General features: G+C 56.8%; 10 protein-coding genes. 8 read left to right on the forward strand and 2 right to left on the reverse strand.

Annotated features, from left to right (window positions below):
- Positions 1–599 precede the first annotated feature (599 nt).
- The 3 genes from NXC24_RS21695 (at position 600) to NXC24_RS21705 (ending at position 2,689) form a co-directional block, all read left to right on the forward strand.
- A complete protein-coding gene (locus tag NXC24_RS21695) occupies positions 600–1,553 on the forward strand; it encodes a toprim domain-containing protein (RefSeq protein ID WP_104825517.1) in 954 nt (317 codons plus the stop codon).
- Between the two features lie 28 nt (positions 1,554–1,581).
- Positions 1,582–1,794: a hypothetical protein gene (locus tag NXC24_RS21700; protein ID WP_158704520.1), complete on the forward strand. Its 213-nt coding sequence runs from the start codon at positions 1,582–1,584 to the stop codon at positions 1,792–1,794.
- Positions 1,795–2,362: 568 nt separating this feature from the next.
- A complete protein-coding gene (locus tag NXC24_RS21705; protein WP_104825519.1) occupies positions 2,363–2,689 on the forward strand; it encodes a single-stranded DNA-binding protein in 327 nt (108 codons plus the stop codon).
- A gap of 41 nt (positions 2,690–2,730) precedes the next feature.
- On the opposite strand, the gene NXC24_RS21710 is transcribed toward NXC24_RS21705, so the two are convergent.
- Entirely contained in the window at positions 2,731–3,090 is a 360-nt protein-coding gene (locus NXC24_RS21710) for a helix-turn-helix transcriptional regulator (RefSeq protein ID WP_104825520.1), read from the reverse strand.
- 334 nt (positions 3,091–3,424) lie between these two features.
- Here NXC24_RS21710 and repC (NXC24_RS21715) point away from each other — a divergent pair, with 334 nt between their 5' ends.
- Positions 3,425–4,753, forward strand: a complete 1,329-nt coding sequence (gene repC / locus NXC24_RS21715; RefSeq protein ID WP_158704521.1) for a plasmid replication protein RepC — start codon at positions 3,425–3,427, stop codon at positions 4,751–4,753.
- Here repC (NXC24_RS21715) and NXC24_RS21720 read toward each other — a convergent pair whose 3' ends face one another.
- Entirely contained in the window at positions 4,754–5,182 is a 429-nt protein-coding gene (locus NXC24_RS21720) for a hypothetical protein (RefSeq protein WP_104825522.1), read from the reverse strand.
- 93 nt (positions 5,183–5,275) lie between these two features.
- Between NXC24_RS21720 and NXC24_RS21725 the strand changes: the two genes are divergently transcribed.
- From NXC24_RS21725 to repC (NXC24_RS21740), 4 genes are all read left to right on the forward strand, one after another.
- On the forward strand, positions 5,276–5,578 hold the full coding sequence (locus NXC24_RS21725; protein WP_104825523.1) for a cold shock domain-containing protein: 303 nt from the start codon (positions 5,276–5,278) through the stop codon (positions 5,576–5,578).
- 586 nt (positions 5,579–6,164) lie between these two features.
- Positions 6,165–7,364, forward strand: coding sequence for a plasmid partitioning protein RepA (repA, locus tag NXC24_RS21730; protein ID WP_104825524.1), 1,200 nt, complete (start codon positions 6,165–6,167; stop codon positions 7,362–7,364).
- Complete coding sequence (gene repB, locus NXC24_RS21735) at positions 7,361–8,350, forward strand: plasmid partitioning protein RepB (RefSeq protein ID WP_104825544.1); 990 nt, start codon at positions 7,361–7,363, stop codon at positions 8,348–8,350. Before repA ends, repB begins: the two co-directional genes overlap by 4 nt.
- 148 nt (positions 8,351–8,498) lie before the next feature.
- Entirely contained in the window at positions 8,499–9,713 is a 1,215-nt protein-coding gene (gene repC, locus NXC24_RS21740) for a plasmid replication protein RepC (protein ID WP_104825525.1), read from the forward strand.

The following is a 9,713-nucleotide window of genomic DNA, read 5'->3' on the forward strand; positions in this document are numbered from 1 at the left end:
TTGGCGGCCGGTTCGGCATTCACAAATAACGGTTCGTCGCCGTCTGACGCTCGCAAACGTCTGCCCTCGCCTGCAGACGAGTTCAGGCAAGGCGATGTCACGATGCAGCAGCTTGAGCCCGTTGCTTTGACGGACGATCATGAGCAGCAGGAGGCGATTATTGCCAACGTACTCTCTTGGGACCGTTCGGCCGATGCCATCTGCGCGCAGCTTACCAACAAGGCCGGGGCTACCATCCCTGTGTGCAATTCGTCGGTCTTGCTGCCTACAAGGCGGCCGGCGGGCATGTCACCCGCGATCTGTTCGCGGAGGAAGAAGGGCGCGGCACCTATCTTGACGACAAAGGCCTTATCGTCCGCCTCGACTGCGAAAAGCCGCACCACCGCGGCCCCTCCCCAGTTTCCTCACGCACCATCCGCTCTCTCGGGAAGTCATCATGAACACGCTACGCGACCTAACCAGCGAAGACCTCTTTCCGCTGAAATCGCTTCGATAATCAGTCCGTGGCGATTCAAATTTGTGGAGCAATTGCCGTCGTGACTATCGTGTCATTAAGACATTCTATTGATTCGATAGGCGCAAGATGCCAGTGTAAGCCGATGACAAAGCTGTCATGGCCGAGCGCTGCACAAGTGCGCCGCGCCTTGGGAGGGTTCCCGGCGCGAGGCGGCTCCCTGTGCCGTTGCCCTGTGCCAGGCCACGGGCAAGGCAAAGGCGACCGCCATCCCTCCCTCTCCGTTCGCGACGGCGAATATCGCCTTCTGCTCCACTGCTTTGCCGGCTGCGATTCCATCGATATCGAGAACGCCATTGCGGATCTCGATCTGTCAAAGCCGGCTCCGGTGCCTCAACATCGCGTTCGTCCGACTGACCCCAAAACCACCACGGCTGATGCGCTCGCGCTCTGGTCTAGTGCGATTGCGCTCGCCGGCACACATGGTGAAGCCTACCTCTCCTCTCGCCGCCTGCCGACGACATTACCCACATTGCGATTTCTGCCAGAATATAGGTTGAAGAAGAGACGCTTTTCGGCACTCGTCGCGGCGCTGCAAGCGCCAGACCGGTCGGTTTGTTCGGTGCAGCTCACACTTCTGCACCGGACGCGGCCCGAAAAGGCCGCGTTGGACGAACCGCGCCGGATCATCGGCCCGGGCCGTGGCTTTGCCCTGCGGCTCGCCCAGGCCGCTGACACCCTTGGAATTGCCGAAGGCTATGAGACCGGCCACGCCGCGATGCTGCGTTATGGCCTGCCCGTCTGGTGCTCACTTGGCGCGACGCGTTTGCCATTTCTTCAGCTACCCGAGATCGTGCAGCGGATCGTCGTATTCGCCGATCCAGACAAGCCCGGTCTCACTGCCGCCGAGCGTGTTCGTGAAGCCAACCCTCAGCGCGAGGTCGTCATCCACAGACCGCCCGACGATCGAGATTTCGCCAAGCTCTGGGAAGACAACCCAACACCCGAGATCTTACCCTTGGAACAATTCTTCAGCCCGTCCGAGCCATTGCCGACAGGGGCCTCGCCTCTTTCAATGATGAGGATCCGCAATGAGTGAGTCCCTATTCCTCCTTGTAGGTCTCGTCATGATTGTCATCGTTTTCCGAAGGATCAAAGCAGACAGGCAACGCAAATCCCCGAGCCGAATGACGATGTTGCTGTTCTCGGTGATTGCCGTGTGCGCTGCGGCCTTGTGGACTATTGTCTATGGAGCGGAAATGTGGGTGCTGATTCAAGCCGCCATCATCGTAGTGTTATTCACTCTGTTGGTGCTTTTTTCGGACGATAGATCGGCCTGACAGGGCTACACCACCCGCTGCAGAGTGCCGAACCGGCTGCCCTGGGGATAGTCGGCGTGTCATTTCACCCCCAGCAAGAACCGTCATCCCGCTCCGTGCCTTGGACACAAAGAGATGACGGCGGTGTTTCGCACAATCTCGACGAACGGATAGTGCCTCATCAAGGACGATCGCCCGCCCCGTGCCACCAGCACCTTTCTTTTCCCACACGTAGGCGAGGGCGTTCGAAACCTCGTGCCTGGTCCGTGCCTATTCCGCTCTCTCCAACTCAATGTTCTCGAAGCTGCTTGCGCCATACCCTCCTATCTCGTGAATCCCGGCAGAGACCTTCCCGCTCGCATCTGATGCTTTCAACTACAGCCGGCCGCCGCCCAATCAACCACTGGCGCCGAGAATTTTCCCCGGTCCTGTGGCCCTCCTCGCGGCCGCGCTACCGCGCTGCAAAATTCCCGTCTCCGGACGTGGTTCCCCTCCACCTTCGGTTCCTGTGATCGTTCAGCTCGCTCCGGCTGATGACGTTTCGCATCGCGAGCGGGAATGGTCCCGCCGCCAGTTCAGGAGACAGACTATGTTTGATAAAGCTAGCTTCGAAATCATCGGCCGCGTCGGTAAGATCAAGATCTTCGACAAGGTGGTGCGCGTATCGATCGCCTCCAACGCCTCATACAAGGAAAACGGTGAGTGGGTGGATCGCACGAATTGGAACGAAGTCGCCATCTTCGACGGCAGCACCCGTACCTTCGTCGAGAAGAACGTCACCGCCGGCGACTACGTCCGCATCGTCGGCACTCTTCGCCAGAACAGCTTCGAGCGCAACGGCGAAACAGTTTACACAGTCGAGCTTGCAGCGGAGAGCTTCAGCCGTCAGCCCAAGAAAACCACGGCCGAGGAGTAGAAAGATCTCGGGCCGCCTTCGGGCGGCCCCTCCCCTTCCGCTCAATCCTTGGACGGAAGCGCCTGTTGGACGGCGCTCATTTCGGGCGAGGCCTTGACCATATCTGCCGGTACGCCCAGCAGCTCATAAATGTTGATGTCGAGCGCCTTTGCAATTGCATCAACTGAACTCAGGCGCAAATTCGCAGATCCTTCCAGGATCTCATAGAAGGTTTGTCGCGGGAAACCCGACGTCTTCACAAAGTCGGTCCGGGTTAGGCCGGATCTGCGCTCGTGCTCCAGGAGCACAGCGCGAATGCGCCCCAAAAGCGATGGCGCTTCGTGCGCCCAGTCTTCCTTGAAGCCCATCCGATTGGCGGATGGCCGGCGCTTTATGGTGCCTATTGGCAGCAGATTAGTCATTGTGGCCATCCTCGCTTGGTTGCGCTATTTGTTCAATAGAATGATTCAGCATCTAGCTCATACGGCATCGCGTACAAAATTAACGACAGACTCGTAGTGCATGGCTATAGTGTGCTGTCGAATCGAACGAGGAGCAATGATCGCGACATGAAAAAACCCGCCAGTGGCGGGCTCTCTCGAAGCGACAGGGTGAAGGCGATTGGCGTCGCCCAACACCGGAAATCTGAAGTCCGGTAATTTCTACCCTCCCGCTACATTGCCGTCAAGAGAGGCGCGCGTTCGCGCGACGGGATTTTATTGTCCGCGATCCGCCAGCAAGCGGAGATGGAAATTGTTGGATCAAGACACCCATCCGCGCCCATACGGGCGGCGGACACCGGTCGCTTATACCTATATGTGGCGCGAGGAAGCCCATCAAGCTCTCACAGGTCGGGTTGAACGCAAAACACTGTTGACCGCCGCCGGACATGCCGGACGCGCTTTGCGCCTACCCTGCTCTGCCCGAACTCTCCTCACAACCCTTGCCGCCTGCTATGGAGAGCAACAGCTTGCCCAAGGGCTGTTGGTCTGGCCGAGCAACAGCTACTTAATGGATAAGACGGGATTGCCGGAGAGGACGCTTCGCAGCGCCATAGCGCTTCTGCGTCAGCAGGGCCTCATCATCGCCATCGACAGCCCCAATGGAAAGCGTTTTGCCCGCCGCCAGGGCAATAGCGTCACCATTGCCTACGGCTTCGATCTGGGGCCGCTGTTCGCGAAGCGAGAGCGCTTCGCGGCGGCGGTCGCCGAGGACGACGCCGAACGCGCTCTTGTCCGATCGCTGCGCCACGATCTCAGCGCTATTCACAAAGATCTCCAGGATCTCGTGGCCGCGCTTAAGGAGCTTGGCCGCTTCGACCTCGCCAGCCGCTTTGACGACGCGATAGCGGCCAGTCGTCCGCCTCGCAGTATCCGCGTGACTTCGGACGTCCTGGCCGAGGTGCTTGGGGCGGCTCAAATGTCGAAAACAATTGCCGAACGCACCTACTACGAGGTGTGCAAACCAAAGAATTCTGCCGCCACTGACGGCAATTTCTGCCGTCATAAAGAATCAAACACCGATTACTCTATCGAGAATTGTCATAAACGGAGCGGCGAAAAATCGCCGCAACATTTAGACGATGGAGCCGCCTCCGGCGGCACTTTTGGGAGTTTCGAAGAAAAGTGGGGGCGAGCTGTTCGGTTAAACGAACAATCTGCAGCGCTCGCTGAGGTCGAGACAGAGGAAGGATGGCGCGAAGCGGCGTCTCCTCGGCGAGGCGCCCCGCCGACAGCGCTGTTGGACGTTGCGCTCTGGAAATCCGCCTGCCCCGCGCTTGAGGATTATGCGCAGATTCGCTCGATCGAGGATGTTGCCGGAGCCGGCGCGATCATGGCCCACCTACTTCAGGTCGCACCGCACGGACTTGAACGGGGGAAAAAGCAGCTTGGCCCGGGGCTGTTCCCGTTCGTCGCCGCCTATGTCTACCAGCTCTATGCCGATGACCAGGCCCGGCCGCGCCCCGAGATCCGCAAGCCTGGCGGATTCTTCTGCTATGTTGCCAAAGAGGTTGCCGAAGGTATGCTTGATCTTTCACTGGGGTTGATGGCGATGCAGCGTAAGCGACGCCAGCGGTCGCGATAACTACAGTGCAATAATGCCGGTACCTTGGAGCCCGTTCAGAGTGTTTACCAGCGCTCTATCTTGTGGCCCCTCTTCCGCATCGCGGCGAATGATTTCAACTGTCCGGAAGAGAACTTCGATCGTGAGGTCATTGAAAGTGACAATCCAGAGCCGCGCTTTGAGGATATGCCATCTGGCCGTTTCCGCGCCGCCGATCACCTCATTAAAGGCCCACGGATTGACTGGATACCTACAGTCTCGTAGGCCATCAATGTTGACGGGAGTTATTCGGAAATCGATAACCCCTCGGAATTTGAGAACGACATTGCCGCCTTCTGAGCGAACCGACGGCTCATAGCAAACCGAGGCATCTCGCCCGTCATAAAACACCGCGGGGTTTTGGACCGTTCCTATCTCGGGAAAGTCCTCTTTGGGATTTATTACATGCATGATTCTTCTCAACTCGGATTTCAGGAAAGTCGAGCTACGGTTTGACACGATCGAAACTTTGTCAACAATGCGTAAGACCATAAGGGGAGCAAGATGGCCGAAGGTAAGGTGAAGTGGTTCGATGCCGCCAAGGGCTACGGCTTTATAAAGCCGGACGATGGCAGCCCGGATGTTTTTGTGCATCTCAGTGAGGTCATGAAAGCAAACCTGCCTCATCTGCGAGCAGATATGCCCATCGCCTATTCTCTTGAGCTTCAGGGCACCAGGCGGTCGGCAAAGGAGCTGTCGGCAGTTGTTGCCGCGGTGGGTACGAAATCCGCAGCTCGAATGCTGGATGAGCGGGAGAGCGACTTTGCGGCCGAATTTGAAAAGGAATGGGGACTACGTCAGGCTTAAAGTGAGCCCCGCAATCGTAATCGAAGGCCGTAGCCTCCGGATTGCGTTCCGAGAAGAATTGCTGGCGCTCGCTGAAGTCATGGGCAGTTTGACGCCCAAGCTCGGGAAAGCGCAACGAGATGGAAAGCTCAATCCGCCGCCACTTTCGCAATTGAAGTGCTGGCAGTGCTTTTCATGGAGAACATGCCGTCCGAGCTTCAGCCATACCTTCCGCGGTTAGCAAGGACGGATACTGGCTTGCCGCTACTTACGCGAATAAAAGTTGGCCGCGGCCAACTCTGCTGAGCCACTGATGTAGCTGTGCTAAGGGTCTGGGCTTTCTTTCCAGAATTCGCTCGCTAGGGGCTCAGTCTGGCCTCCGCGTTGTGCTTGAGTCGCCAAGTGCAAACCACGTGCGTTCGGTTCTAGAGAGATTGCACGATAGCTTGGAGAGGCTGACTTTCTTAAAAAGTTGGCCGCGGCCAACTTTGCAAAAGTCCACAATTTGGCGTGGTAAACGAATCGTGTCATAAGTGATACGGTTTTTTAATGAGAAACGATTAGTTTCCGTATCGAGACTAAATTCGTTTTGCGAGGAATTTCCATCTTGGACACAGCCAGCGTATCATCAACTGATATTCGTATCGAGCGGCAAGCAAAACAGCTCTCGCGGCAGCTCAAGGTTCTATCTGAACACCTTTTCCCGCCGCATTCACAGAAATCGTTGCGAACGTTTACGTCAGGCGAGGCCGCGCAGCTCATTGGCGTGTCAGACGGCTATCTGCGGCAACTTTCATTGGACGGAAAAGGTCCGGCTCCAGACGTGAGTAGCTCGGGACGCCGCTCTTACACTCTTAGTCAAATTAACGAGCTCCGCCACCATCTTGCAACATCGAAGCCGAAAGATGCTCTTTCCTTCCTGCCTCACCGGCAACGCGGAGAGAAGTTACAGACCATAGCTGTCACCAATTTTAAGGGCGGCTCGGCGAAGACGACGACATCATTATATCTTGCTCAATATCTGGCTTTGTCCGGATATCGCGTTCTTGCGATCGACCTAGACCCGCAAGCATCGCTCTCTGCAATGCTTGGAGTACAGCCCGAATTCGACCTGGGCGATGGTGACACTCTGTACGGCGCAATTCGCTACGACGATGAGCGCAAATCGCTGCGTGAGATCATACGTCCTACTTACTTCGACGGCCTGCATCTTGTGCCAGGTAACCTCGAACTGATGGAATTTGAGCACGAGACGCCTCGTGCGTTGGCCGAGAGACGGGCAGGGAAGGGCGAGGCATTTTTCCAACGGGTTGGGACTGCCATCGCCGAGGTCGAGTCAGACTACGACATCGTTGTCATCGATTGCCCGCCTCAGCTCGGCTACCTGACGCTCGGCGCAGTTTGCGCGTCAACGGCTATGCTGATCACCGTTCACCCTCAGATGGTCGACGTGGCTTCGATGTCGCAGTTCCTTCTCATGACGTCAGATCTTTTGGCTGTAGTAAGGAAGGCTGGCGGTGATCTTTCCCACGACTTCATCAAGTACGTCGTCACCCGCCATGAACCTTTCGATGGCCCTCAGTCCCAAATCGTCGCACTTTTGAGAAGCCTCTTTTCTGATGATGTCCTTACCGCCACGATTTTGAAGTCCACCGCAATCTCCGATGCTGGGCTCTCGAAACAGACGCTTTATGAAATCGAACGCGGCCAAGTTCGAAAGACGACCTATGACAGAGCGTTAGAATCGGTGAATGCCGCGAATTCTGAAGTTCTCGCAAACATCCGAAAGGTATGGGCGCGCAAATGAGCAGAAGATCGATACTCAGCGGAATTTTTGAACAATCTGTTCAAGAGTTGGCCGCGGCCAACTTGGATCAGGAGCCCGATCATCGCGGTCCGGCGGGTCCGGTCCGTTCTATGGCTCTAACTCTCGGCAAGATGGAGGAAGAAGCGAAAGCTTTTCACGAAGCGCTTCAGTCCGGACAGCATGTGCAGGAGCTGGATCCAGAACTAATTGACTCCTCTTTCGTGCGCGACCGTCTCGATGAGATTGTCTTCACTGAGGGCGATCCGTTCTTGCAATCCATCGCGGAGACCGGTCAAGAAGTTCCTATCTTAGTACGCCCACATCCCGAAAAAGATGGCCGCTTTCAGGTGGCCTATGGCCATCGACGTCTCAAAGCTGCGTCTGTTCTGGGCATCAAAGTTCGCGCAATTGTGCGTGAGGTCGATGATACTGCCTTGGTTGTTGCCCAAGGAATTGAGAACAGCGGGCGAGAGAACTTGTCCTACATCGAACGTGCCGTATTTGCCTTCACCCTTGAAAGCCGTGGCTTCGCACGACCGGTCATTATGCAGGCTCTTTCGACGGACAAGACAGAGCTTTCGAAACTGATTTCAGTGGCCTCGGCTGTTCCAGCCGACGTCATTCAAGCGATCGGTAGTGCGCGTGGCATTGGCAGACGCAGATGGATTGAATTTGCCAACATTTACATCCACGCTAAGCAAAAGGATGTGACAAGGGTAGTGCATTCTCACAGCTTCCTACAGCTCTCTTCGGACGAGCGTTTCGAGGCCGTTTTGGCCTCTCTCATTCTCAAACGTGAAAGTATAGCCGACCAGCGTGAGTGGAAACCGAAGCGTGGGGGAAATGTTGTGGGCACCATAAGGGCCAAAGAGAGATCGTTCGCGCTTGCGCTCAAGGCGGATGATGCCGCTCCGTTCGGCCGCTATCTGTCCGAGCGGCTTGATGAGCTTTACGACGAGTTTGTGAAAACCAGGGAGACAAAGTAGCAAAAGAAAAGGCCCCCAAACGTTGCCGTCGTGGAAGCCTCTCTTCTCTTTAGCAACTGAAGAATCGCATTTCCACGAATCGCAGTCAAGAGTCTTTGGCGCCGTTTTGGTGAGCAGATTTCTTTTGCCTTTTGAAAGGTGAAGGAAAATGCAGGTTGGAAATGTGACGACGCCCTTCGGGCGGCGGCCGATGTCGCTCGCCCAAGTTAGAGGGCAGATGAAAACGGCCGAAATCAAATCAGGCAAGACGGCCGACAAATGGAAAGTGTTTCGCAATGTCTGCGAGGCGAGGGAGATGCTTGGCGTCCAGGATCGTGCACTCGCTGTGCTCGATGCGCTTCTGACGTTCTATCCGGACAATGAGCTGTCGGAGGAGCGCGGGCTCGTGGTTTTTCCATCGAACGACCAGCTCTCGGTGCGCGCCCATGGCATCGCTGGCACGACGCTGCGCCGGCATCTTGCCGCGCTCGTCGATGCAGGCCTCATCCACCGCAAGGACAGTGCTAATGGCAAGCGCTATGCACGCAAGGACGGATCGGGCGCGATCGAAGATGCGTTCGGCTTCAGCCTGGCGCCGCTATTAGCGCGGGCTGAAGAGCTGGCGCATGCCGCACAGCAGGTGGCCGCGGAACGTAAGCGCTTCCGTATTGCCAAAGAGGCACTGACGGTCTGCCGGCGTGATGTCCGCAAGCTGATCACGGCTGCGGTGGAAGAGGGAGCTCCCGGCGACTGGAGCCATATCGAAGCCTTGTTCATCGCCTTGGTTGCCCGGATTCCGCGCTCGCCGATGATCTTGGATCTGACTTCAATCCTCGAAGAAATGGAGATGTTGCGCGAGGAGATCATCAACCGGCTGGAAATTCAGGAAAATTCTGAAAATACGGATGGCAATGCTGTCCAAAACGGATGCCACAAACAGAATTCAAAATCCGAATCCATCCATGAACTTGAACCTAGCTCTGAAAAAGAGCAGGGGGCAAAATCGAGCCAGGATATCAGGCCGACGCGCGAGCCGATAAAGGCGTTTCCGCTGGCAATGGTGCTGCAGGCCTGCCCGGAGATCGTCAATTACGGTCCAGGCGGCGCCGTCGGCAGTTGGCGAGACTTGATGTCGGCCGCGGTCGTGGTCCGATCGATGTTGGCAGTCAGTCCGAGCGCTTACCAGGATGCCTGCGATGCACTGGGTCCCGAAAACGCGGCGGCGGTGATGGCCTGCATTCTCGAGAGGGCAGGGCATATCAACTCAGCCGGCGGATATCTGCGCGATCTCAGCCGCAAGGCGGAGCGGGGCGAGTTTTCGCTTGGGCCGATGCTCATGGCGCTGATGCGGACGAATGCTGGCACGGCGCGAAGAGCCTCGTAG

This window comes from Rhizobium sp. NXC24, assembly GCF_002944315.1.
Classification (GTDB): domain Bacteria; phylum Pseudomonadota; class Alphaproteobacteria; order Rhizobiales; family Rhizobiaceae; genus Rhizobium.